General features: G+C 67.1%; 17 protein-coding genes. 3 read left to right on the top strand and 14 right to left on the bottom strand.

The genetic code is table 11. The features are described from left to right. Positions 1–29: 29 nt before the first annotated feature. Positions 30–1,595 carry a UbiD family decarboxylase gene (locus P0D87_RS17980; protein WP_006049751.1) on the top strand — a complete coding sequence of 522 codons (1,566 nt, stop codon included), beginning with the start codon at positions 30–32 and terminating at the stop codon, positions 1,593–1,595. 135 nt (positions 1,596–1,730) lie between these two features. Then, positions 1,731–2,651, top strand: a complete 921-nt coding sequence (locus P0D87_RS17975; RefSeq protein WP_029970287.1) for a LysR family transcriptional regulator — start codon at positions 1,731–1,733, stop codon at positions 2,649–2,651. Here the strand turns inward: P0D87_RS17975 and P0D87_RS17970 are convergent. From P0D87_RS17970 to P0D87_RS17955, 4 genes are all read right to left on the bottom strand, one after another. Beyond that, complete coding sequence (locus tag P0D87_RS17970) at positions 2,629–3,531, bottom strand: anti-sigma factor family protein (protein ID WP_053860191.1); 903 nt, start codon at positions 3,529–3,531, stop codon at positions 2,629–2,631. The two genes, P0D87_RS17975 and P0D87_RS17970, sit on opposite strands and share 23 nt — an antisense overlap. A gap of 135 nt (positions 3,532–3,666) precedes the next feature. Beyond that, the gene (locus P0D87_RS17965; protein WP_053860190.1) at positions 3,667–4,755 is read right to left on the bottom strand and encodes a catalase family peroxidase; all 1,089 of its coding nucleotides are present in this window, start codon (positions 4,753–4,755) and stop codon (positions 3,667–3,669) included. Positions 4,756–4,863: 108 nt separating this feature from the next. Continuing rightward, entirely contained in the window at positions 4,864–5,859 is a 996-nt protein-coding gene (locus tag P0D87_RS17960) for an anti-sigma factor family protein (protein ID WP_053860189.1), read from the bottom strand. Further along, entirely contained in the window at positions 5,856–6,404 is a 549-nt protein-coding gene (locus P0D87_RS17955) for an RNA polymerase sigma factor (RefSeq protein ID WP_006049756.1), read from the bottom strand. The genes P0D87_RS17960 and P0D87_RS17955 overlap by 4 nt, the downstream gene beginning before the upstream one ends. 258 nt (positions 6,405–6,662) lie before the next feature. Here P0D87_RS17955 and tssA point away from each other — a divergent pair, with 258 nt between their 5' ends. Next, positions 6,663–7,745 carry a type VI secretion system protein TssA gene (gene tssA / locus P0D87_RS17950; protein WP_053860188.1) on the top strand — a complete coding sequence of 361 codons (1,083 nt, stop codon included), beginning with the start codon at positions 6,663–6,665 and terminating at the stop codon, positions 7,743–7,745. 84 nt (positions 7,746–7,829) lie between these two features. On the opposite strand, the gene P0D87_RS17945 is transcribed toward tssA, so the two are convergent. The 10 genes from P0D87_RS17945 to tssI form a co-directional block, all read right to left on the bottom strand. Further along, complete coding sequence (locus P0D87_RS17945) at positions 7,830–8,261, bottom strand: hypothetical protein (RefSeq protein WP_310076327.1); 432 nt, start codon at positions 8,259–8,261, stop codon at positions 7,830–7,832. Continuing rightward, positions 8,258–11,131, bottom strand: coding sequence for a serine/threonine-protein kinase (locus tag P0D87_RS17940; protein ID WP_053860187.1), 2,874 nt, complete (start codon positions 11,129–11,131; stop codon positions 8,258–8,260). The genes P0D87_RS17945 and P0D87_RS17940 overlap by 4 nt, the downstream gene beginning before the upstream one ends. A gap of 10 nt (positions 11,132–11,141) precedes the next feature. After that, positions 11,142–11,858 (bottom strand): PP2C family protein-serine/threonine phosphatase, encoded by a 717-nt coding sequence (locus P0D87_RS17935; RefSeq protein ID WP_053860186.1) that lies wholly within the window; start codon positions 11,856–11,858, stop codon positions 11,142–11,144. Further along, positions 11,855–13,357, bottom strand: coding sequence for a type VI secretion system-associated protein TagF (gene tagF / locus P0D87_RS17930; protein ID WP_053860185.1), 1,503 nt, complete (start codon positions 13,355–13,357; stop codon positions 11,855–11,857). Before tagF ends, P0D87_RS17935 begins: the two co-directional genes overlap by 4 nt. Then, a complete protein-coding gene (gene tssM, locus P0D87_RS17925) occupies positions 13,354–16,929 on the bottom strand; it encodes a type VI secretion system membrane subunit TssM (protein WP_053860184.1) in 3,576 nt (1,191 codons plus the stop codon). Before tssM ends, tagF begins: the two co-directional genes overlap by 4 nt. 4 nt (positions 16,930–16,933) lie before the next feature. Further along, complete coding sequence (gene icmH / locus P0D87_RS17920) at positions 16,934–18,274, bottom strand: type IVB secretion system protein IcmH/DotU (protein ID WP_053860839.1); 1,341 nt, start codon at positions 18,272–18,274, stop codon at positions 16,934–16,936. Beyond that, positions 18,271–19,611 (bottom strand): type VI secretion system baseplate subunit TssK, encoded by a 1,341-nt coding sequence (gene tssK / locus P0D87_RS17915; RefSeq protein WP_029970276.1) that lies wholly within the window; start codon positions 19,609–19,611, stop codon positions 18,271–18,273. Before tssK ends, icmH begins: the two co-directional genes overlap by 4 nt. Before the next feature lie 74 nt (positions 19,612–19,685). Continuing rightward, on the bottom strand, positions 19,686–21,341 hold the full coding sequence (gene tagH, locus P0D87_RS17910) for a type VI secretion system-associated FHA domain protein TagH (RefSeq protein WP_053860183.1): 1,656 nt from the start codon (positions 21,339–21,341) through the stop codon (positions 19,686–19,688). Beyond that, positions 21,338–21,886, bottom strand: coding sequence for a DUF6931 family protein (locus P0D87_RS17905; protein WP_029970274.1), 549 nt, complete (start codon positions 21,884–21,886; stop codon positions 21,338–21,340). Before P0D87_RS17905 ends, tagH begins: the two co-directional genes overlap by 4 nt. Continuing rightward, positions 21,883–23,772, bottom strand: coding sequence for a type VI secretion system tip protein TssI/VgrG (tssI, locus tag P0D87_RS17900; protein ID WP_053860182.1), 1,890 nt, complete (start codon positions 23,770–23,772; stop codon positions 21,883–21,885). The genes P0D87_RS17905 and tssI overlap by 4 nt, the downstream gene beginning before the upstream one ends. Positions 23,773–23,780 lie beyond the last annotated feature (8 nt).

Genomic DNA, 23,780 nt, shown 5'->3' with positions numbered 1-23,780 from the left:
CGCGCCGCCCCTCGCACAAGGACACGACATTGAGACCGAAGACCACCATCGCTTCTACCGCGCAAGGCGCGGAACTGCCCGACCTGGAGCGCTTCCGGCTGCGCCGCTTTCTCGACTCGCTCGACGAAACCGAACTCGATAGACGCAGCGAGCCCGTCGATCTGGCCGATATCGCCGCGATCATGGAAGGCAATCCGCGCGCCGTCTGGTTCGCGCAACCGGCGGGCGGCAGCGTGCCGCTCGCGGGCAGCGTGGCGGCGAGCCGCTCGCGCCTTGCCAAAGCGTTCGACACGACACCCGGCCAGTTGCTCGAAGTCGTGCGCGACCGTTTGCGCACGAAGGGCAAGCTCGTCGAAGTGAGCCGCGCACAGGCACCCGTTCAGCAAGTGGTCCTGACCGGCGACGATTGCGATTTCACGGCGCTGCCCGTTCATCTGCAACACGATCTGGACGGCGCGCCGTATATCTCGGCGTCTATCGACTTCGCGGTCGACCCCGACACGGGCTGGACCAACGTCGGCATTCGCCGGCTGATGCTGCGCGGGCGCCGCACCGCCGGAATCGATCTCGTGGCGCCGTCCGATCTGCGCGCGATCTCGCTCGCACATTCGAAGCGCGGCGAGCGGCTGCCGATCGCTTTCGCCGTCGGCACGCACCCCATCGATCACGTCGGTGCAACGATGCGCATTCCCGCCGACGAACTCGAGCTGGTTGCGGCGTTGCGCGGCGCGCCGATGGGCGTCGTCAAATGCGTCACCAGCGATCTGCTGGTGCCGGCCGACGCGGAGTTCATTCTCGAAGGCTATCTCGACGAGCGCGGCCACGCGGAGCCTGAAGGACCCTATGGCGAATTCCTCGGCTATTACGGCGGCATCAAGACCAACCCGGTGTTTCATCTGACTGCGATCACGCATCGCAAAGACGCTGTGTTCCAGACCTGCACGATCGGCGGCCGCACGATGGCGCGCACCGATACCGCGCAACTGGCCGCGCTGCGCACCGAAGTCACCGTATGGCGCGCGCTGGAAACGGCCGTGCGCGAGATCAGGGCGGTGTACGCGAGTCCCGCGACGGGCGGCATGTTCAACGTGCGGGTCGCGATGCAACAGCGTGTGCCTGGCGAAGCGCGCAACGCGATCGCGGCCGTGTTCGCGTCGCTTGCCAACGTCAAGCATGTTTTCGTGGTCGACCCCGACATCGATATCTTCTCGGACGAGCAGATGGACTGGGCGCTCGCCACGCGCTTCCAGGCGGACCGCGATATGGTGATGCATGGCGGCATGCGCGCGATGCCGCTGGACCCGTCGCTCGCCGGCGCAACGGTCACCGCCAAACTCGGCTTCGACCTGACGCTGCCGCTCTTGCGCCCCGGCGAACAGCGCGATCTCGAACATCGCGTTCCCACGCCGCCGGTTCTGACGGGCGCGCGTTTCCATTCGCTGCAAGCCGCACTCGAGCACGGTCCGAAGCGTTTCACCGAACTCATGTCCGCGACAGGAACGCGCGATGGCCGCGAGATCGTGCGCTGGCTCGAAGACACGGCGGCAACCCGCGCCATCGTCCGCGACGAGGAGGGGCGATACGCGTTTGCATGACGGGCGCGGCGCAACGGTGCCGTCGCATCGTCATGGACATGTAAGGGGCGATCGGGTGTTGTCCCGGTCGCGGACACCCGTGCGCGGCGATAGAATCCCGGCAGCCCTCTCGTGCCCTTCCCACAGGACCGCCGCATGAATCTGTCCCTGAAACAACTGAAGGTCTTTCTCGGCGTGGCGAACGCGTCGAGCTTCACGAAGACCGCGCAGAGCTTGCATCTGAGTCAGGCGGCGCTGAGCGCGATCATCCGCGAGCTCGAGACCCAGCTCGATTGCCGGCTGTTCGAACGCACCACGCGCACGGTTGCGCTCACGGAGGCGGGTCACCTGTTCTATCCAACGGCGATGAAGATCGTCGACACGCTTGAAAAATCCGTCGTCGAACTCAACGAACTCGGCCGGCAGAAGCAGGCGTCGCTGCTGCTCGGCTGCACGCCGATGATCGCCGCGAGTCTGATGCCGCAAGTGCTTGCGCGTTTCGCCGAGACGAGTCCGCAAGCGCAGATCGAACTCGTCGACCGTCCTCCCGGCGAGCTTCTGAAGATGGTCGAGGACGGCGATCTCGATGCGGCGTACGGCATCTTCTTCTCGCAGTTGTCCGGGATAGACCGCGTGCCTATCTTTCCGACGCGGCTCGTCGTGGTCTCGTCGCCCGTGGAAGGCGCGCATGGCATCGGCAAGGTGCCGCGCGACGGAGTGCAATGGCGCGCGCTCGAAGGGTTGCCGCTCATTACCCTGCCGAAGGAGAACCCGTTGCAGCGGCTGATCGAAGCGTCGTTGTCGAAAGAAGAAGTGACGGCGGGCCGGCGTACGGTCGTCGGTCATTTGCAGACCGCGGTCGCGATGGCTCACGAAGGACTGGGCGTTGCGATCATGCCGTCGTTCTGCGAACACATCTGCCGGCACTATCGGGTGCGCATCGACGTGATCCGGCCAGAGGTGGAATTTTCGTTCTACCGGATCACGCGCAGCGGACGCGACACGCTGCCCGCGCTGGATCAATTCACGCGGATGTTCGCCGCGGCGGCTCAACTCAGCCCGTTCGTGCCTGGATGAATGGCCGCGTGCCACGCCCGTGCTGCGACGATGCGTCGAGCCCGGAGAACATATCGTCGACATTGCCGTTCGATATCTGCCGGGCGATGGCCGGCAAATCGGCGGAGTCGGCGGAATCGGGCTTGCCGATCAGCGCATAGGACAGTTCGTTCTGCCGCCACGAAACGACGTTCATACCGTCCATCTCGCGCTGGGCGATGGACTCGTCAGGGCGCGAATCCTTCATCACGCACAGCGCCACCGGCATGCCATGCTCGGGGAGATACACCATCTGGACGAGCGGCTTGCCGTTATAGCGCAACCGCTCCACCGCCTTGAACGATAGCCCCGCCGCCTGCAGATCGGGCATACGCAAGCGGATGCCGTCGACCTTGCGAATCGCATCGACAGTGCGGGCGGCAGCGGCGCCATCGGGAACGATACTGGCGACCGTCTCGCGCGTGTACATGCGCTGATAGTCGACCGCGACGCTGATCCACGAGCGCGTCTGAACGGCCGCCGTGGAGACTCCGCGATTGCCGGACGCGCCGGGCCATCCGCCAAGATGCTGCACGAGGCCCGCGCAAAAAGCGCCCGCAATGAAAGCGGCGGCAAGCCACACGCGGCGCTGCGAACGCTGTGCTTGCGGCGCGCGATGGCTCGATGCCTGCGGCCCCGCGGCCTGCGCCATCGACTCGATCCGGCGCCGGAGTTCGTCAGGCAGCGGCGGCAATTTCTGCGCCGCGAACGCTTCGCGATAAGGAAGCCGCGACGCTCGCAGCAACGCCACGCTCTCTCTCAGATCGGCGGATTGCGCGAGCGCGCTCTCGACCGATGCCGCTTCGCGAGCACTGAGTTCGCCGTCGGCATACGCGATCAGTTGGCTGTCGTCGGGCTTCATTGGACGATAGGCTAAGGAGAGAAAGGGCTGTGTGAATGAGTGAGTGGCGTCACGGCGGGCACGAACGCCCGTGCTGCCGAAGGCTTCCATGATAACCGTACTGGCGGTGCGTTCCCACCCGAGGCAGTGCGCGCGTCAATGTGCGCGGGCCCGCGCCGCCGCTTCTTCACTCGTGCGGCGCTGCAGGGACACGGCATAGGCGGCGGATCGTGCGGCAAGCAGCGGATCGGCGGAAGGCGCAATGCCGTCCGGCAAAACCGTTGGATCGAAAGCAAGATCGCGGCACGCACCGTCGATCTGCGTTTGCGCGCGATCTATCACGAGCGTGCCTGCGTCGATTCTCGGCCGGCGCGGCGAACTCACCCATTGCCGGGTGGAGTCGTCGGTCGTGTCGCCGGGCATGGCGACGTTCATAAACAGATGCCAGCGCAACGGCCCCTTGCGCAGACTTTTCGACAGATCGTAGAACAGAAAATCCGGATCGCGCAGATCGCCGACATCGACGGGACGATAAGGCTTGTCCGGCACCACTTCCCACCGAACGAAGCGACGAATACCGTGCGCGTCGATAGTCTGGAACGCGCTGATGCCGTAGTACGTGGCATTGTCGTAGCCCGACGACGGCGGATGCTGCTCGATAAAACGCCTGAACGCGCGTGCCTCGGGATGACTGTCGAGGAACGCCTGCATCTTCGCCGGATCGCGGCGGCCCGTGCGCGGATCGCGCGCATCCGCTTGCAGTTGTTCGAGCAACGCCTGAGGCGTGCGCACCGGGAACACAGGCGTGGAGTTCATCGCAAGACGCCACTCCTCGCCGCGTGGCAACGTCATGCGCAGCGCGAGGCTGCGCACCGTGGCGGCGGCGTCGTCCTCGCCGGGATCGCCGCCGGGTATCGACAAGCGTCCGACAACCGCATAACGCCCCTTCGCAAACACGCTGGCACGTGAGAGCAGCGCGCCGTCTCCGTTGCTGTCGAAGTGGCCGGTCACGCAAATTCCTTTCGCATGATTGCGCCTGAAACCGGGGTGCGGCGTGGCCGTCGCCTCGAACGCATTGACGATGCGCCGCGCGTTCAGCCGTGGAGAAAGCCAGCCCACGCAAGAAAGGAACACAGCGGCGAGCGCCGCGGGTATCGCGCATACGGCGAACGTGCGCAACGCGCGCAATGTGCGATGCGATGATCGCGACCGCGCCGGCTGATCGCGCAAATAGCCGAACCTCATGCGTTATGCGGCCGGCGGCGCGTGCGCTTCAACGCGGCGTGCCCGAGCGGCTCATGATCCGCGAATGCGGCGCGGCTCGTCACGCACATCGAACCGCTAAGGTTGCGCTCAACTCTGCTGGACATCGGTGCCGGTGCGGTTGTCGCCGACGGTCGCGGATACCCGGCCATCGTAAAGCTGCCTGCCGAGCGCATCGAGATCGACTGTACCTGGCGTGCCGATCAGCGCATAGCCCACCTCGCCGCGCCGCCACGCGACCACCTTCATGCCTTCGACTTTCGCGTTCGACGGCGCTGCATCCGCCTTCGGTTCTTTCAGCACGCACAGCGCGACCGGGTCGCCCTTCTCGGGCAAATAGACGATCTGCACCAGTGGCTTGCCATGAAAGCGCAGCCGCTGGACGCGCTTGAAAGTCAGCCCCTGGCTGCGCAAATCGGGAATCCGTACGGGCAGCTCATCCACCTGCTGGATGTCTGCAACGGTCGTCGCCGTGGTGCTCATGTCGGGTTGCAGCAGAGCGACCGTGTCGCGTGTGTACAGCTTCTGATAACCGGCCGCCGCCTTGATCCACGGTGTCATGCCCGAGTCGTCAGAGGCCGTGGTGAGCGCGCCGCCACCACCGGCCAGTTGCGGCACGAGCCGCAGCGCGAGGCCGCAGCAGAACGCGCCCGCGACGAACGCCACCGCGAGCTTTGGCCACGTGGGCCACTGCGGCAGCGACAGCCATTGCCGCGACTTCGTCCGAGGCCTTAGCGGCCGCACATTGTCGCCAGGCTGTTCTTCGGTGCCGCGCGAGTTATCCGCTTCGGCCGCTTCTGCCGCTTGGGCCACTTCTGCCGCGTCAGCGCCCGCGCTCCGCTCGGCGCTCTCGCGCTCCACATGCTGACGGATCAACGCGTCGACGCTACGGCCCAGCGATTCCGGCATGGGCGGCAACGCCTGCTGTTCGAACGCATGCCGATAAGGCAGTTGCGAGGCGCGCAGCATCGACACGCGGGACGCGAGGTCTTCCGATTCGCGGATCGCCTTTTCCACCTGTTCGCGCTCGGGGCCCGACAACTCACCGTCGACATAAGCCAACAGGCTGGCATCATCGATCTTCATTGCGCCGCTCGCTGGTTTTTCGACGATCGTGCCGAAGACGTATCGTGGTCGCTGAATTGCGCGCCGATTGTCTGGCGCGCGCGGGACAGCCGGCTCATGATGGTGCCGATCGGCACGCCGAGAACCTCGGCCGCCTCGGCATAGCTGAACCCTTCGACCGCCACGAGCAGCATCACGGTGCGCTGCGCGTCGGGAAGACGCTCCACCGCCGCGATGATCTCGCTCACGCTGTCGGCAGGATTGCGCGCCCCTGGGTCGGGCACGGTTTCGAGAAAGTTGTCGTCCCACTCCATGCTCGAGCGGCTGCGCACGTTGCGCGCACGTAGTTCGTTGAGCCAGGTGGAATGGACGATGGAGAACATCCAGCTCAGAGGCGAGGTGCCCGGCTGCAATTGATGAGCACGTTCGAGCCCCCGCACGCACGCGCGCTGGAGCAGATCCTCGGCGTCGTGCTGGTTCCCGCACAGGCGCAGAGAGAATGCCCAGAGCCGCGGCAGCATGCCCGGTAGAAGACTGGGCAGATTCTCGACATCTGCTGTTGACATGATTGACTGGCTCGAAGCAGGGTTACCGTCCGGCGCGCCGGCTGCTGACTGACCGTTCCTGCGGGTGAAGGAGTTCGCGGATTGTACAGCGTGCGTCAAACGTTTGCTTCCGGGCAGCCACGCCTCTTTGCCGCATCAGGTGGAATAACCGCTCGCCGTCAGTTGTTCTGTCATGGACCGGAAACACCGAACGAAATCACGCGAGCGCGTCCGCCGTTTTCGCTCGCGCTTGCACATGCTCCCCTCTTCCAGTCCGACATGACCGACTCCTCCACGACGAATGCCCTGCTTTCCCCTATCGACGATGCGGCGCCGGCCGGGCTCAACCTGGAATACGATCCCGCCTTCACCGAACTCGAACTGCTGGCGACACCGACGCCCGAGCGCGCCATGGGCGACAGTCTGAAAGCGGCTCAGGAACCCGACTGGGACAAAGTCGCAAGCGCCGCCGGCGCGCTGCTCGCGCGCACGAAAGATCTGCGCGTCGCGGTTCACCTGTGTTCTGCTCGAACCCGTAGAGAAGGTCTGTCCGGATGGGCCGCGGGCCTCGGCCTCGTGCGCGGGCTGCTCGAACGCTACTGGGACCATGTGCATCCACAACTGGACGCAGACGATAACAACGACCCCACCGCCCGCGCCAATGCGCTGATGCCGCTTGGCGATCCGCAAAGCGCGCTCGGCATGTTCAGGCTTGCTCCGTTTGTGCAGTCGCCGCGTCTCGGCCGCTTTTCGCTGCGCGATCTGCGCGTCGCGACGGGCGCGATCAACGCGTCGCCGTCGCAGGACGGCGCGCCGGCTCCGACGCTCGTCGATCTCGAAGCATGTTGCATGGACTGCCCGGAGGATCAGTTGCCGCAATCGGCCGCAACGCTCGCAGAAGCACAGGAACATGCGCAAGCCATCGTTGCGCTGGCGCGGGAAAAACTCGGCACGGCGAGCCCCGACCTGGCGCTGTTGTGCGGCGATATCGCGGATCTGAAAAAATTCGTCGATGCGCAAGTGCAGCGCCGGTTTCCTGGACGACCGGAAGCGGGCGTCGGCGCGTCGCCGGCCTCGCTGTCGGGCTCGCTTCTGGACTTGTCTTCGTCTTCGCCTGTGTCGCCGCACGAGGGCGCTACGCATGAGCCGGCCAACGCGAGAATCTCCGGCCAGGCCGATGTGATCCGGCGGCTCGACGAGATTTGCGACTACTACGAGCGCGTCGAACCTTCGAGCCCGCTACCGATTCTGCTCAAACGCGCGCGGCGCCTCGTCGGCAAGAGTTTCGCCGAGGTGCTCAGGGACATCGCGCCAGGCGGGCTGTCGGAGCTTCAGACATTGTCGGGTTCCGAGAGCGAATAAGCGCGGCCGGCGAGGCGCGGCCGGCCAGGCGTGGCCGGCGAAGTGCGGCCGCGGAGGCGCGTTCAGCAGACCGCATCGCGGCCGTCATGACGCCAGCATCAACCAGCCGGCGGCAAGCGCGCCGGCCACCGCGACCAACAGCAGCATCAGCAGCATCCATAGCGCGGACGAGCGGCCTCGCTTCACAGGCATCTGCGCGCTGCCGGCATCGCGCCGCCGAATCGGCACGGGCTGGCGCCGTGCGGCACCCGCAGGGACGCTTCGACGCACCGTATCGCGCCCATCGGAGGGCGCTTCGCCGACGAGCGAATCAAGCAAGCGTCGCCGCCGCTGCCGATATGCATCGCGTTCGATGCGGCCAAGCCGATGCATTTCATCGAGCACCCGCAACGCGTCGTTGACCTGCTGCTCGCGCATGCCCGGCTCCTCCTGTGTCGTCGCTGCAAGCTCCGCCTGAGTGCCGCGCCGCGCCGCCCGTCTGCGCTGTCCGGCCCGCCGCATTTCGCTGCCCGTCATGCGTTCGCCTGGCTGTGCCGGTCGCTGCGCGCGGGCAGCGTCATTGAAACCGACGCCGCCGCGCTCGCCGCATCGCCGCTTTCGACCCGCGCCTTGATCTGCTCCAGCAGCGCGCTCAAGCCGCCTGGCGGCAACGCGATGCTCGCGCCGATGTCGCGCTCCATCTGCTTCATGGCTTCCGGGTCGGCTGCCTGCGCGGTATCGAAGCGTGCCTGCAGCGCCTGCAGATCCGGGTCGGCCATCGGCTGATCGCGCGCGGCCAGGATTGCCGCCGCGAGCAGATAGCGTTGCGCCGCGTCGCCGAGTTTCTGATCGCCGGAAAGCGCGTCGGCACCCTGCGAGGCGACGCGAGCGGCGTCTTGCAGATGGCCCGCGCGGCCAAGCGCGCGAGCATTGCCGAGATACGCGTTGGCAACGAGCTGCGGCGCGCCGCTCGTGAGGAACGCGTTGCCGGGTTCCAACGCGCGCATCCGGTTGAGTGCCGCGAGAGCACGCGCTCCGTCGTTGGCGGCAGCGGCGAGCCGCAGCGCGTCCATTTGCGCAGCCGCGTCGCCGCTCGCCGTCAACTGGTCGATGCGTTGCTGCTGCAACAACTGCAGCATCCGGTCACGCTGAGCGGAAAGACCCGGCGAATGCGGCGCATAACGCAAGCCGACCTCGATGACGTCCAGCGTCCGATGCGCCAGCAGCGGATCGGTCACGCGAGACGCCGCGGCGACGATGCCGTCGGCGAGCGCGTCTATTGCGGTGCCGGTTTCCGACGAAGCGTCGTTTTGCAGCGCGCTCATCGCCCGGCTCACGCCGTCGAGCCACGATGCACTGGCTGACGGATTAGCCGCCAGTTCCACGAGCGAGCGGCGCGCATCGGGCACGCTCATCGCGGCGGCAGGCGTCCCATGATTTTGTGTCGCCGATGCCGCTGCGGCCGCCAGTTGTCCGCGCCGCCGCTGCAAGCGCGAGGAGTCCGGAAACAGTTGCAGGGCCAGCGCGATCCGCGCCCGCGCTTCGTCGAACCTGGCCGAGTCGAGCGATTGCCCGATCGCGGCGTCGTAGCGCGATTCGATCTGCGGACTCTTCAGCAACGCGCTGCCCGGGTCGAGCATGCGAATCCGCTGCAGGATGTCCGCCGCGCTGCCCGGCTGGTCGTCGAACAACGCGTCGCGATCGAGCGCTTCGTCGAGGCTGCTTGCAAGCTTCGCGAGCATGTCGGCGCGCTCATCGTCGATCTGCTTGCGCCGCACGTCGAATTCCGGCGAAAACAGCTTCAACTGGTCGCGGATCTCAAACACGTGCTGGGCGGCCGCATAATCGATCCGCCCGAGCGGCGGGCTCCAGTACGCGTCGAGCCGGCTTGCGAGAAAGCGCTGGATCAGATCGTTCTGGTTCAGCACGAGGCGTTCGCGCTCGTCCACGCCAAGCAAGGCGAGCGCCGCGACGGCCTGGTCTTCGTTCGCGTAGTGCCGTGGATCGCTATCGGCAAAGCGCGCGATTGTCGCCTCCAGTTGCCGATGGCGATGCTGGCTATGCCATGCGGAAGCGCCTGCGGCGAGCACCGCCACGGCGAGCGCGCCCGCGCAATATGGCAACAGGCGTTCGCGCATTTTCCTCGGCCGCAGCCCTTCGACGAGCGCGCCCACCGTCTGCAACCGCTCGCCGCCGCGAAAAGCCACCGCCTGGCACAGCGCCCGGTATTGACGCCGCCCGAGACCCGGCACGGGCGGCGTCACCGCACTCTCGCGCAATGCGACGTCGGCGCTGTGCCGATCGAACGGATGGCGGCCGGTTAGCAACTCGAAAACCACACAGCCGAGCGCGTACACGTCGTCGCGCACCGACGGCGCCGCGCCCTCGATCATGTCGAGGCTCGCATAGGCCGGTGTCATCGCGCCGAGCGTGCCGGCATCGAACACGGTCTGCTCACCGGCCGCGCCCGCGGCAGCGAGCCCCGCGCGCGCGATGCCGAAGTCGAACACCTTCGGCACGCCGTCGCGCGTCACCATGACATTGCCCGGCTTGAAGTCCGAGTGCACGATGCCGCTCGCATGCGCCCGCTGCAACGCGCGCGCCATCGCGTCGATCAGCGGCCACGCCTCGCGAAACGGCATTCCCGAAGGACGCTCGCGAATCAGCGTGCGCAGATCCGTGCCGTCGATGTACTCCATCGTCATGAAAACGATCGTGCCGTCCTTGTCGAAATCGTAGACGTGCACGATGTTGTCGTGAGCAAGCCGTTGCGCGCGGCGCGCTTCGCGTTGCAAGGCAATCAGCGAATCCGGGTGGCGGCGGAACTCGTCGTTGAGCACCTTCACGGCCACGTAGGGATCGCGGTCGCGGGCCTCGACCTTGCGCTCGTCGCGCGCCAGATAGACGACGCCCATGCCGCCGCGCCCCAGTTCGCGCTCGAGCAGAAAACGTCCTTTGAGCAGCTTGCCCACCGATGCATGATCGCCGCTTCGCGCCTGAGCTACACGCTGCCAGCTATCGCGGTTAAGGCTGCTGTCGCTGGACTTGCTATCGCTGGCGCTGCTGCCGTTCACATCGCTGCCGTTCACATCGCTGTCGTTCACATCGTTGCTTCGGACTTCTTCCGATCCCGCGTGGCTGACGGAACGGCTCGCGGGTTTGACGACGGTCGCGTCGTCCCACGATGCGCGCGATGAAACCCCCACTGCGGGTTGCACGACAGTGAGGCCGTCGCCGGCGTCAACGGGCCTCGCATCGAGCGCCACTTGCTCGCGGCGGTACACGGAAGAAGACGAAACCGGCTCGGCGCGCCGCGCGAACAACCGCCGTGCGCGGGCCTCGATCAGAAGGAACAGTTGCCGTGCGCGCGCGCCGCCGGCGCCGAGGCGTGAGTAGATGTCGTTCATCGAAGGTCTATCAGGCTGCTTCAAGCCGCACGATCACGGCGGAAAGGTTGTCGCGGGCGCGGCGCGCAAGCGACAGCGCGAACAGGCGGTCCACAAGCTGCTGCGGGGTGTGCGGATCGCGGCATGCGTCGGCCAGTTCGCCGTCGCTGAGTTCCTTGTTGATCCCGTCCGAACACAGCAGGAACAGCATGCCTGGGCGGCTGCCCGCCACCGCCCAGTCGACGAACAGCGTGTCCTCGACGCCGATTGCGCGTGTCAGCACCCCCGCCCCCGCTGCCGGCGCGCGCGTGCCGAACTGTGTGATGTCGGCTGGCTGACCGTGCACGTGATCGCGCGTGAGCTGAACCAGCGCGCCGTTTTCGTGCACATAGACGCGGCTGTCGCCAACCCAGCCGCACAGCACGAATGCCGGGGCGTGGACCAGCAGCGCGAGCGTCGAGCCGATCACGTCGACCTGCCGCGCCGCGGCTGCCGCGCGCAACTCGGTGTTGACCTGCTGCAACGTATCTTCGATGGCCGCAATGAAGTCGTTCACGTCGGCGTCGCGAGTCAGCGCACCCAGCCGCTCGACGATCAGCGTGCTGGCGTAGTCGCCGGCCGCGTGGCCGCCGAGTCCATCGGCGACGACCCACAGTCCGAGGTCGTCGCGCACCAGGATCGCGTCCTCGTTACGGCGGCGCACGTTACCCGTTTCCGTGTGGCCGGCTGAGCGGCAGACCGTCGTCATGCGTCTATCTCCACGACCGCGAGCGGCCATTCTGCGGACGGCGCACGAAGCCCGGCCGCATTCGCCAGATAGGCGCGCGCGTCGTCGCAGGTCGGCAGCGCCAGCGCCGTGGCGAGACAGTCGCGCGAAAGCCGCGTGAGTTCGCGTGTGGCGAGCAGAAGCAGACGGTCGCCGCGTTCGAGCGAAAGCGCCGCTTCCTCGCAGTTCGGATCGCCGTGGGCGCCGATGCCGGGCATGTCGAGCCATGCGTCGCCGAACAGCAGATCGTCCAGCTCGCCGCCCGTGCCCGCTGCGCGCTCGACGAACGGCGCGAGCAACTGGCCGGATCGCCAGTGCCACAGCGCCGCGGCGCCGACGCGCATCACGCGGGCGGACGCGCCCTCGAAACACACGACGACAGCCGCGCCGTTTTCGGCAGCCGCCCCGCTTGCTTCACGGCTTGCTTCACGGCTTGCTTCACTGTTTGAATCACGCAGCCGCGCATGGAGCGACATCAGCCCGGCCCTCAGCATCCGGGCGTCGGGCGCGTTCAGCAGCACCGTCTCGCGGATGCCGCGCGCGGCCACGCGGCGTGGCTCAGGCGGACCGTCGTCGGCGCTCACGAGCAAAGTGCGGCCGTTGTCCAGCCACATCGTCGTGCTGCCGATCGGCGCGGTGCGAGGGACGAGGTCGGGACTGCTCGAGGTCGCGATCAAAGGCTCGCTTGCGGAGGCGGAGGCTGCCGTTGCCGACGCGGCGTCGCCTGCATCGATATCCGACGAGCTAAAAGTATCGTCAGCGCGCAAGGGTTGCTCGTACGGTTGATACTGTCGATACCCTCCATGCAGTCCGTCCTGAGCCGGCAGGCGTGAAGGCGCAAGCAGCGCCGCATAACTGCGCGGCAACCCGCGCGTCGCCAGCAATCGCGCCGCGCCCGCGGTCCACCACAGGCACCACGGACCCGGCTTCATGCAAAGCTGGCGCCATGCCTCGCTCAGAATCAGGCCGGCGCACGTGCTGTCCGCTATGCCGAATTCCCATTGCCCGCTGTCCCACGGCAACTCGCGCCAAAGCGCCGACAAATCGCGCGCGTCGCTGAATGGCCGGGGCAGCGTCACGACGCGCGCGTCGAAGGTCTCGACGCTGACTGCCTCGCCTTGAGCGCCGCGGTACACCCGCTCGAGCGCGTCGAACCAGCCGGGATTGCCGAACAGCTCCGCGACTTCGCCGGAACAGCGCGCCGCCAGCACGGTCGGGAATGCACGGCCGACACGGTCCACGGCCGGACCGGCGACACCGCACCACGAGCCATTGCCGCATACCTGTGACGGAAGCACGAACCGCCATGCCGCGGCGTGCTGCCAGGCGGACGCCCATCGCTCGCCGGTCTCGCGCCGCCCGATCTCGACCGCGCGCTGGAAGTGGCGATCCCATGCATCGACGAAGTCCGGCGGCAGCCGGCGCCGCACAAAGTCGCCTGCGCCGGGCAGCTTGCCGTAGAAGCCGACGGCGCCGCTCATCGCGGACACCTGAAGCGCCGCACTTCATTGCTGTCGAACGGATTGCGCAGACTCGCCGGCTGGATCGGCAGCTTCAGAGCATGGCCGTCGAAATCGAACGTCGCCAGATAGCGAAGATCGCCCTGCTTTTGCAGGCGAGCGGCGTCGAGCGCGTGGAAGAACGCCCATTCGCCGTCGAAGCGCAGCGGCGTGCCGAGCGGACGGCCGGCCACATCGAAAGCGCTGACCGACACGTGGCCCGGCTGCGGGCCCGGCCATGCCATTGCCACGCTCGACGCCCCGTTAGCCGAATAGTCGTACTTCTGCCCGTCGATCTCGATCACGGCCCGCGCGATGGGCGCCTCGAACTGCGGCGCGAGTAGCGTGAAGCCGACCTGCACCTGAGCGCCGCTGCGAAAGAACATCTGACGGATGTCGTCGGCGGCCTGCGCGCCGGCCAGTACCGATTGCGGTCCCGGCGGCGCGCCCGGTTTCCAGCGCCATGCACGGCCGCCCGTATCGACTCTCTGCGCAAGCGTCGATTTGAAAAAACTGTCGAATCTGCCGCCGTTGCCAAACAGTTCGGCGAAATTCTGCAACGGGATATCCGAGCCGCCGCTTGCCGCAAACGGATAGCGTCCATCGACGAAGTTTGCGCAGTCGCTGCCCGCCGCCGCGCGAAACTGATCGGCAAGCGCCGCGCTGCTGCCGCTCGCAACCAGATCGGCGCTCTTGCCGGTGAGCCCCTGAATCAGCCCGGCCACCTGCGGCGGCAGTTGCCCCGCTTCCTGGCGCGCGGCAAGCAGCGCCGGACTGTTCTGCGCGGCAGGGTCGCTCAGGTCGTTCATGGTCAGCAGGGTTTTGCCAAGCTGATCGAGGACGGCCAACGTATGGTCGAGCGGCGTCGCGCCGCTCGTGCCCGCGCCCGTGCCCGTGCCCAGTTGATCGATCTGCGCGAAATGTTCTTCGATGGCCGCGCCCGGCTGCCGCGAGCCGGCCGGATTCGCATCGCCCGCCTTGAGCGTGACGCCGACGGGCAGCGGCGCGCCTGCGTTGCGCAGTTCGCCCGCGAGGCGCGTATTCAGCGCGCGCTTCGCCGCGATGTTTTCACCCGCAAGCCGCGCCTGCGAAGCCAGCGAATCGGCGCCCGCCGCGGCGCCGCTTGCCGGCGCGCGCAACATGTCGCTCGTATTGTCGCGAACCAGGTTGAGCAGCGCCTTTAGCGGCGAACTCGGTCCGGACAGTTTCGCGGCCATCGCGCTCGCGTCCTGAATGCTCGTGACCGGCTGCAATTGCAGATCGGCGAGCAAGGCATCCCAGTTCCGGATGTAGTCCTGCTCATAGAGCGTCAGCACCTGTTGCTCGTAGCGCGAGCGGGCTAGCGGATCGACGCGCCCGCTGTCGAACACCCAGTAGTCCTTCACGAAACGATCGACGGACTGATCCAGCCCGCCGCTCACCTCGGACTGGAAATACGGCCGCGTGAAAAGAACCGGCAAAGGCTCGGACAGCGGCGCACCGCTCTTGCGGCGGAACACGTTGCCCAGCAACCCGAGCGACTGGTCGAGCCGCACCGGCGACGCGCCGGAGCGGCCCGCGTCCAGTTGCACGCTGCCGTAGATCAGCGTGGCGACGTCCGCTGTCTTCAGCGTCGAGCGCGCCTGAGCGATCAGTGCGTTGTCGAGCGGCAGTGCGCGCGGCTTCTGCGCGTCGCCGAGCCGGGCGGAGAAGTGCTTGTCGAGCGCAGTGCGAATCGCCGGGTCCTGCGGGAACAGCCGCTGCCACTCGACGCGCGCAAGCGCGGCCAGTTCGTCCGCGTCGAGATGCTGCGGCTCGCCGAGCATCAGGTAGCCCTTCAGATCGTCGTAGAGCGCTTGCGGATTGCTGGCGTTCTCGACGAGACCTTCGCGAAACCGCAGGTCGACGCCCGGCAGCAAGGTGCCGTCGAGCTCGCGCAGATATGCGCTGTGCGCCTGCGCGAAGAGCGCGTTGCCCTGATACAGCCCGAAGCGCATCGACCACGGCACATGCGCGCGGTACTGACCCGCGGCGTCCTGCGTCGCGGAGATCACCTCGAGCCGCGCGAGCGCCCGCGCAAAATACGACTTGAGGTCAGGCGCGCCGGCAAGCGTAGCGGCGTCCGGCAAGTCCTTCAGCGCGCCCTGAACTTCCGCGACGAACGCGCGGTTGCGCGCATAGCTGGTCGCGAATCCCGCGACCAGCACGAGGGTCACGACGGCGAGGCCCGCATAGGCGGCGGCCTGCATGAAGAGCTTTTGCCGCTCGAAGCGCGGATTCGTGCCCGCGAGACCGGACTCGCGAAACAGCACATCCTTCAGCAGGCGCTCGACGAAGTAGGTGTGCCGCTGCCCGGCGCCGGCCTGCACTCGCGCGGCGTCGACGCCGAAGGTGCGCGCGACCGCTCCCAGTATCCGGTCGATCGGCGCGCCCTCCTGGGTGCCCGAACTCAGGTAAGCGCCACGCAGCATCGGTGGCGTGCCGTACTGGTGACGCCCGAACGCGGCCTCGACGAACTGCCGGGCGATCTCGCGAAACGCGCCCAGTTGCTGCGGAAAGCTCAGCACCGACGCACGCCGGCCGCGGTCGCGCTCGCCGTGCAGGCGCTCGATCAGGCGCGTGTTGAGGCGGTTGAGCAGCAGATCGTATTCATCGGCGAAACGGCTGGACGCACTGCCGTCGAGGCTCGCGCCCAGCGGGAAGGTGACGCCCCACACCTGGCTGCGCAACTGAGCGCCCAGGTCGTCGAAGAACTCGCCGAAGCCCGCTACCAGGTCGCATTTGGTGAACACGAGATACACGGGCACGGCGACCTTCAGATGCTGCGCGAGTTCGTCCAGGCGCCGGCGCACGGCGCGCGCATGCTGTTCGCGCGCGGCGTCGTCGAAGCCGAGCAGATCGGACACGCTCATCGTCACGATGACGCCGTTCAGCGGCCGGCGCCTGCGATAGCGGCGCAGCAGCGCGAGAAACGACTGCCATGCGCTTGCATCGGCTTGCGCGTCGGAATCCTGCGTCGTGTAGCGGCCCGCGGTGTCGAGAAACACGGCCTCGTCGGTGAACCACCAGTCGCAGTTGCGTGTGCCGCCGATACCGCGCAACGCGTCCTTGCCGAAGCGCTCGGACAACGGAAAGTCGAGACCGGAGTTTTGCAGCAGCGTGCTCTTGCCCGAGCCGGGCGGCCCGATCACGACATACCACGGCAGCGCGTACAGGTTGTTGCCGTTGCGGCGTGTCTTGCGCAGCGTGTGGATTGCTTCGCGAAAGCGCTGCAGCAGTTGCGCACGCTCCTCGCTGCCGGGCTCCGCGGCGGCGAGCTGCGTTTCCTGGCCCGCGAGGTCGCCGGAAAGCCGTGCAGTCTTGCGCTGCGCTCTCCATTGCAGGACCTGCAAGGCGATCACCCATGCGAGCACCACGGCGAGAATCAATGCGACCCGCGCCGCCGCGCTCGCGAGCGGTTCGCGCTCGCCAATGCCCACGTAAGGGCCGCCGAGCCAGATCAGTGCCGCGATCAGCAGCAGGCCGAGCGCGTGCGTGAACCACCGGGACTTGACCCAGGTTTTCAGCGTGTTCATGGGTTCAGTTCTCCGGGATAAACAGAATTTCCACGCGACGGTTGCGCGCCCGGTTCGCCGGCAGATCGGCCGGCGTCGCGATCGGCTGCGACGAACCGGCACCGTTTGCCTCCAGCCTGCGCGGATCGTCGAGTCCTTGTGCAAGGACCGCCAGCGTGTTCTGCGCGCGCGCCGTCGACAGCGCGAAGTTGTCCTTGAATCGGAGCGAGTGCACCGGTTGATCGTCGGTATGGCCCACCACGATCACGCGCCCGCGCACCTGGTTCAGCGCCGAGGCCACGCGGCGCAGCAGCGGAATCTCGTCGGGTAAAAGATCCGCTCCGCCCGAAGGAAACAGCGCGCCTGCCGCAAGGCGTATCGTGTCGCGGCCGTCGGCCTGCTCGTCCACGGCGAGCGCGCCGGATTGCTCGAGCGGCGCAAGCAGCGCCTTCAGGCTGGGGCGAGCGGGCCTGGGCGCAGGGGCCCCGGCGGGCGGCGGCGCGCTGCCTGTGCCGATCGCGGCAAGCTGCGCGCCGACGGGTTCGGCGAGCGCATTCAGCCGCGTGAAGAAGTACAGGAACGCACCGATCACAATGAGCGCCGACGCGGCAGCCGCGATCCACAGCGGCACATGACGCATGACCGGATTGCGGCGGTCATCGACGCCGCGCCAGTGCGGCGCCAGTTCGGCAGCGGGCGCTTCGCGCAAGCCGCGAATCCGGCGGTACAGATCGTCCTGAATGTCGGCCAGACGGCCGAGGCCGCCCGGCTCCACCAGATAGCGTCCGCCGAAACCGAGCGCGAGGCAGATGTACATCATCTCGATCAGATCCAGATGACGCGAGAAGTCCACGCTCAGCCGGTCGAGAATCTGGAAGAACTTGGCGCCGCCGTAGGTCTCGCCGTGAAACGTCACGAGCAGCGTCTTTTGCGCCCATCCGCTGAGGTCGCCCCACGGCGCGTTGTTCACGGCTTCGTCGAGCATGGTGCACAGCACGTAGCGCGCGGCCATCACGGTTTGCGTGTTGACACCGGCATCCTGCGCGTGACGCTCGAAGCTGTGCACGTGCGCGACGGCCTGTTCGCGCAGCCGCGCGACATCGGCGGGCGCCGCCACGCTGTGCCGCAACTGCACGCTGAGGAGCAGCAGCGGATTGGCCGCGCGCACGAGCGGATTGACGACGCCGCTCATCAATTCGCGCAGTTCGATACGCGGCGCGGCAGAAGCGGCCTGCTCGTGGCCGCGCGAAGGCGCATGCCGCGGCATGATGCGCGTTGCGTCGCCGGCGCCGGCTTGCGGCTGCGGACGGATCACGGTGGCGTCGAAGCGCCCGCCCGGCTCATCGTTGCGATTGGCGGTGTTCATGCGCGAACCGCCCACAGTTGAAGATCGAGGCCGGCAAAGCCGCTGCCGAAATGCATCGCGATGCCACCGGATGTCTTCAACATTCGCCACATCGCCGAACCGCGGTCGCACTCGAAATACACGAAGCCGGACGTATAAGGCAACTGGCGCGGCGCGACCGCCATCGACGACACGCCGATGCCCGGCAGTTGCAGATTCACGAGGTCGCGGATTTTCTCCACGGGCCCGATTTTCGATTGCGTGGGCAACTGCCGGCGCATGTCCTCGGCTTTCATATCGGCTCGCGCGGCGAGCACGAAGGTTGCCGTGTCGAGGAGCGTCGAATCCGGCACGACGCCGACCCACACGCCGTACTTGCGTTGCTGCAGCGGAATCGGCACCGCGCTCTGTTCGAGCACGGCGCTCAGCGCGATCCGCAATGCGGCGATCACCGGCTCGAAGCTCTCCCGCAGCAGTTCGTGCCGGTACGCCGGAAAGCTCTGCGCGCGCTTGGCCGGCGCGGTGAAGGTGGCCAGTTCGCCGGCCAGTTCGAGCAGCAGCCGGTACAGCGCTTCGGGATGCAGCAGCGGCGCTTCGGCCAGATGCGCAACGAGCGGCTGGTAACGGTTGATGACCTGCAGCATCAGGAAGTCGGCGATCTCCGCAGCGCCGCCCCGATCCGTTTGCGTGACGCGGCTCGCGAGCGCTTCGCCGCGCTGGTGAAGCAGGCCGAGCAGTTCCGACAGAAACGTCACCAGACGCTCGGCAGCCTGAGTCTGCAACGCGCTCGGCATGAAGCCGTCGTCGAGCGTCACGCGCCGGTCGGCCCGGCACTCGATCACGCGGGCGAGCGGAATCTGCATCAGTCCCTCGGCGGGCTGCGACTCCGGCATGAGCCGCGTGCTCATGCCCGCGACTTCGAGCACGGTAAGCCCTTCCATGCTGCCGGACGCATCGTGCACTTCCGTCTCGCGAACCCGATAGCGCAATAGCTGGTCGGCGGCGCCCGCGCCGGTCCATCCGCTGTCTGCCCGCGTGGACGAGCGCAGCGGCAAGCTCAGGTGAACGACCTGATCGCGCCAGTTCGAATCGATGTCGAGCGGCGCCGGCAATGGATCGTCGCCCGGCATCGAAAACGGCGTGCCGTCGGGAAACACGCCCCGCGCGCGCTTGATGCCGAGCTTGCCTATCGCGAGCAGGTCGGGTTCGAGTTCGAGCTCCTGGAAGCCCCACGCATGCGGGCGCAGCCCGCCCGCGCGCAGTTCCACGTAGCGCTCGAAGTAGCGTTCCTGCTGCTGCATGTGCTGCGGCCTCAGAAACAGGCCTTCGCTCCATATGACTTTGTTGCGGTGGGTCATGTCGTCGGTTCGGTCAAGAGTTCTGTGTGCGCCGCCCGGCTGCGGGCGGTGCGCTGACGCGGTGGCTGGGGTCACTATTGCGGGTCGTCGGCCGCGCGGGCTTTGAGGTGCGCGAGCTGCTGCTCGTAGGCCCGCGCGAATTCGTCGCCGAACAGGCGCCGAAAGCATTCGTCGGGGTCTCGGGTTAGCGCGTCGAACTGCTCCTTGTAGCGCTCCCAGTGGCGCGGCCGGCCGCCGAGCGGCAAGCGTCGCGCGCGGCCTTCGGACTCCTCGATGCGCGCGGGATCGAACTGGGCCAGCATCGACTGGAATGCCGAGCGCACGCCGGCAAGCATGGCCATCTGGTGATTGCGGATGTCGGCGGCGGCATCGTTGAGCGCCGCGTTGCCGGACAGGAAGCCGCCGTCCGGCGGCGCGAACAGCCGCCTGACCGCTTCCTGCGCGGTCGGCGCGAACTTGAGCGGATTGTTCTCCGAACGCTGGATCAGCGTTGCAGGCAGCCGGAAGCGGTTCTTCAACTCGGCGCGGGCGCGCAGCACGTCCATCATCGCGTCGACCGCGATGTGGAGCATGTCGGTCAATTGTTGCGCTTGCGCCTCGGCATCGGCATCGGCGGATGCTGGCGGGGACGCGCTGGTTGTGGCGGGGGTTGGGTCGGGGGTCGTGGGTGGCGTCGGTGGCGTGGCTGATGCTGATGTCGATGGCGACGTTGCCGGCGTGGGTGACGAATCGGTGAGCGGAGCCGCTGCCGCCGGATCGACTGACGGAGCCGCTGCGCCCGTCGGAATCGATGAGACCGGCGCGGCGGCCGGAGCCGGAGAATCCATCATAGCCGGCGACGCATGCTGCCAATCCGCCGACCGCCGTGAGTCCGTCGCCTGCGCTACATCCGCCGACGTCCCGGCGACGGGCTCGACATCGACCGGCTCCCGTTGCGGCCCGGAACGCGGTTCGACGCGGCTCCCAGTTGCGTCCCAGTCGTCCGGCAGCAGCGGGCCGCTTGTTCGCGGCAGTTCGACTTGCGGCGGGCGGAAGCGGTCCGCGACCGCCGGCATGTGGTTCCAGTCCGGCGCAGGCGGACCTGCGGGCGCAGCCTCGTCGGAATAAGAAGGCGGCGCGTCGAATAGCGCGAGCGGATCGAGACTCGCGCCCGCCGCTGCGGCATCGGCCGCACCGGGAATCAGCCCTTCCGCAAACCCCGCGCCGCCAGATGCGCCGGCACGCGCGGACGGCAGCAGCAGACCCAGATCGAGCGGCTCGGCGTTCTGCACGCGACCCGCTCCCACGTGAGATGCCGGCAACGGCGGTGCCGACGCTGGCGGCAACGGCGCGGGCGCCGCCGCTTTGCGGGCATCTGTTGAAACGTTGCGCGAAACGTCGCGCGAGGTATCGTCCTGCCCGGCCGTCGCGCCGGAAAGACGCACCGTGATTTCGAATGTATCGATCTGCAGCCGGTCGCCGTTTTTCAGCGCCGCCGGATCGCCCCTTTGCAGAGCGGCACCATTGAGCAGCATGCCGTTGGTGCTGCGGTCCTCGACGAAATAGAGGCCGTTCAGATAGCGCACCAGAGCGTGCAGCCGCGACACACCCTCGGTGCCGAGCACCCAGTCGCAGTCTTCCGAGCGCCCGATGCTGCCGTCGCGACAGTCGAACACGTACTCGCGCCGGCCGCCGAGACGCTCGGCCCGTTCGCCCTGCACCGAGAGAATCAGATTGTGCGCGGTGCTCATTGCGTCGCTCCGTCCATATCGTTAGGGATGCCGAGCAGGCTCAGCGCGTCGCGCACGAACGCGGTGCGGCGCGCGTCGATCTGCGCCGGGACCAGCGCGGCCATGTAGCTGACGGCCGCCGTGGCGGCAATCGCGCTCAGGTGCTCGGGCGGCGGCGTCGGCTGCCCGTATCGTGGATTCAGGTTGCCGCCGGTCCAGCCGGCGGAGGCACAGGCCCATGCGCCGATCGTCCGGTAGCGGTGCTCGTTGGCAAACGACGCCGCGGCGGCGCGCTGCGCTTCGCCCGGATCGCGCACCCACGCTTCGGCAAGCGCGACACCTTCGCGGTCGTGCGCGCCGAGGGGCTGGCGGCTCGCGCACTGACATACCCACGCGACCGTGTAGCGACGCGGCAAGAGGCGCGCGAGCAGGCTCAGCGCGTCGGCGGCGAGTCCGTCGTCGAGCAGCGTCTGTACGGCGGCGCGCGGCGTCATGCCTGGTTCCAGGCGGGCGTTCGCCGGCGCGGAAAGCCGCATCTGCCGGGCAGCGTCGAAAAGCGTAGTCATAGCGGCAGGATCATCGGCGCCGCGCCGCCGAGTATCGCGGTGGCCGTGCCGATCAGTTGCAGGTTGGTGGACTGCACGAGGCAGTCGGCCTCGGAGAGAATCTCCATCGCGGCAATCGAACTGATGTTCAGATTCGCCTTGGAATTGAGTTCCATCGCGAGCCCCGACGTCATCGCCACGTTCAGTTCGCCATTCACCGTAACGTTGGTGCCCTCGATCGCGATCTCACCCGTGCTGTTCAACGTGATGCTCGCGAGTCCGGTCACCAGCCTGATCTGCTTGCCGGCCGTCACCGTGTAATTGCGCGCCACCTGCACGTCGTGGTCATGCTCCGATTCCTCGCGCAAATTCTTCTGCGCATGGATCAGCACCTCTTCGCTGCCCTTTTTGTCCTCGAAGCGGATTTCGTTGTAGTCCTCGGTGGAGCCGGTGTGGCTGCGGCTTTTGACGCCGCTCTGCGTGCGGTTTTCGGGCAGGCTGTACGGCGGCATGTTGTCCGCGTTATAGACGCCGCCGATAATCAGCGGCCGGTCCGGATTGCCGTCGAGAAAGCTGACTACCACCTCCTGTCCGACGCGCGGAATAAACTGCGCGCCCCAGCGCTTGCCCGCCCACATCTGCGCGACGCGCACCGGGCAAGAACTCTGCGCGTTTGGTTTGGCCGGGCGGTTCCAGAAGAACGTGACCTGCACACGGCCGTACTTGTCGACTGCGATGTCCTCCGGCGTGTTGCCTTCGACCACCGCGGTCTGCAGGCCGGCAATCACAGGGCGCGGCGTGAGCGGCATCGTGCGAAACGGCTGACGGCTGCGAATCGCGCTGAACGCGCAGCGAAACGGTTCCTCGCCTTCGTCCGCGCCGCCGCCCGTCACGTAGTCCGGCTCGACGAGCCGCATCTCGGTTTCGATCACGAGATATTCCTGGTTGGCGTCCGCAAGCGGAAAGTCCTTCAGCCTGAATAACGCACCCGTGGTGACACCGCATGCGTCGGTGTGCCCGGCGCTCGTCAGCATCGGCACGTTGAGCGCATCGGCGCGCACCTGCGCGTAGCGCTGACCGTCCTGCAGACGCTGGTCGTGGCCGACGTAGTCGTACGCGTAGTCGCAGATGTCGAGACCGCTCACGCTGTGGGCATCGTCCTTATCGGTGACATCCTCGGTGGCGAGCAGCGACGCCTTCGGTTTCAGATAGTCGTAGTCGTCCAGTTGCACACGCGTTGCATTCATCGCGCGCGCGGTGGTCCAGTCGCTGATCGACGCCTTCATGCGTTTGCCGCGCCCGGTCGGCGGCGCATAGGGAATCTGCTCGAAACCGGACACAGGCGAATGCGCGCCGAGCGCGTCGGCAAGCACCATCGTGTGGACACCGTCCGCATGCGTGAAGAAGTAGTAGATGCCCTCCTGCTCCATCAGGCGGCTGATGAAATCGAAGCTGCTCTCGCGGTATTGCACGCAGTAATCGCGCGGCGCGTAAGTGCCGCTCAAACTCAGTTTTACGTCCGCATAGCCGGCATCGGCGAGCACCGATTTGACGATCTGCGGGACGCTCATGCTTCGATAGATGCGACAGTCGCGCCGGCGCGTCGCCAACCACGCCTTCGGCACGACTCCGAAGGTGTAGACGGCGTAACGCACGTTGTCGATGTTCACGAAGCCGCCCTGCTCGCACTCGTTGACCATGCCGTTGAAGTACCGCGTATAGCCCTGCGGGGTGACGAGCTTGACGGTCATCGGCGTGCCGAGCAGTGCGCGCAGATCGACCTGCGGGTTCTTGCTGATCGCCTCGATCCGGTATGAAAACAGACGGCCGAGCGATTCTGTCGCGGTCATGTTCGAGAACAGCAGACTGGTGCCGAGGTTCGAGGCGAGCGTGATTGCGTGAGCCATGTGATTGA

This window comes from Paraburkholderia sp. RL17-368-BIF-A, assembly GCF_046054045.1.
Classification (GTDB): Bacteria; Pseudomonadota; Gammaproteobacteria; order Burkholderiales; family Burkholderiaceae; genus Paraburkholderia; species Paraburkholderia graminis.
Note: the sequence above shows the minus strand (reverse complement) of the source record. Positions and strands in the feature narration are given on the sequence as shown.

Coding starts and splice junctions, on each gene's coding strand:
- P0D87_RS17975 (WP_029970287.1), top strand. CDS start 1,731: ATGAATCTGTCCCTGAAACAACTGAAGGTCTTTCTCGGCGTGGCGAAC.
- P0D87_RS17970 (WP_053860191.1), bottom strand. CDS start 3,531: ATGAAGCCCGACGACAGCCAACTGATCGCGTATGCCGACGGCGAACTC.
- P0D87_RS17965 (WP_053860190.1), bottom strand. CDS start 4,755: ATGAGGTTCGGCTATTTGCGCGATCAGCCGGCGCGGTCGCGATCATCG.
- P0D87_RS17960 (WP_053860189.1), bottom strand. CDS start 5,859: ATGAAGATCGATGATGCCAGCCTGTTGGCTTATGTCGACGGTGAGTTG.
- P0D87_RS17955 (WP_006049756.1), bottom strand. CDS start 6,404: ATGTCAACAGCAGATGTCGAGAATCTGCCCAGTCTTCTACCGGGCATG.
- tssA (WP_053860188.1), top strand. CDS start 6,663: ATGACCGACTCCTCCACGACGAATGCCCTGCTTTCCCCTATCGACGAT.
- P0D87_RS17945 (WP_310076327.1), bottom strand. CDS start 8,261: ATGACGGGCAGCGAAATGCGGCGGGCCGGACAGCGCAGACGGGCGGCG.
- P0D87_RS17940 (WP_053860187.1), bottom strand. CDS start 11,131: ATGAACGACATCTACTCACGCCTCGGCGCCGGCGGCGCGCGCGCACGG.
- P0D87_RS17935 (WP_053860186.1), bottom strand. CDS start 11,858: ATGACGACGGTCTGCCGCTCAGCCGGCCACACGGAAACGGGTAACGTG.
- tagF (WP_053860185.1), bottom strand. CDS start 13,357: ATGAGCGGCGCCGTCGGCTTCTACGGCAAGCTGCCCGGCGCAGGCGAC.
- tssM (WP_053860184.1), bottom strand. CDS start 16,929: ATGAACACGCTGAAAACCTGGGTCAAGTCCCGGTGGTTCACGCACGCG.
- icmH (WP_053860839.1), bottom strand. CDS start 18,274: ATGAACACCGCCAATCGCAACGATGAGCCGGGCGGGCGCTTCGACGCC.
- tssK (WP_029970276.1), bottom strand. CDS start 19,611: ATGACCCACCGCAACAAAGTCATATGGAGCGAAGGCCTGTTTCTGAGG.
- tagH (WP_053860183.1), bottom strand. CDS start 21,341: ATGAGCACCGCGCACAATCTGATTCTCTCGGTGCAGGGCGAACGGGCC.
- P0D87_RS17905 (WP_029970274.1), bottom strand. CDS start 21,886: ATGACTACGCTTTTCGACGCTGCCCGGCAGATGCGGCTTTCCGCGCCG.
- tssI (WP_053860182.1), bottom strand. CDS start 23,772: ATGGCTCACGCAATCACGCTCGCCTCGAACCTCGGCACCAGTCTGCTG.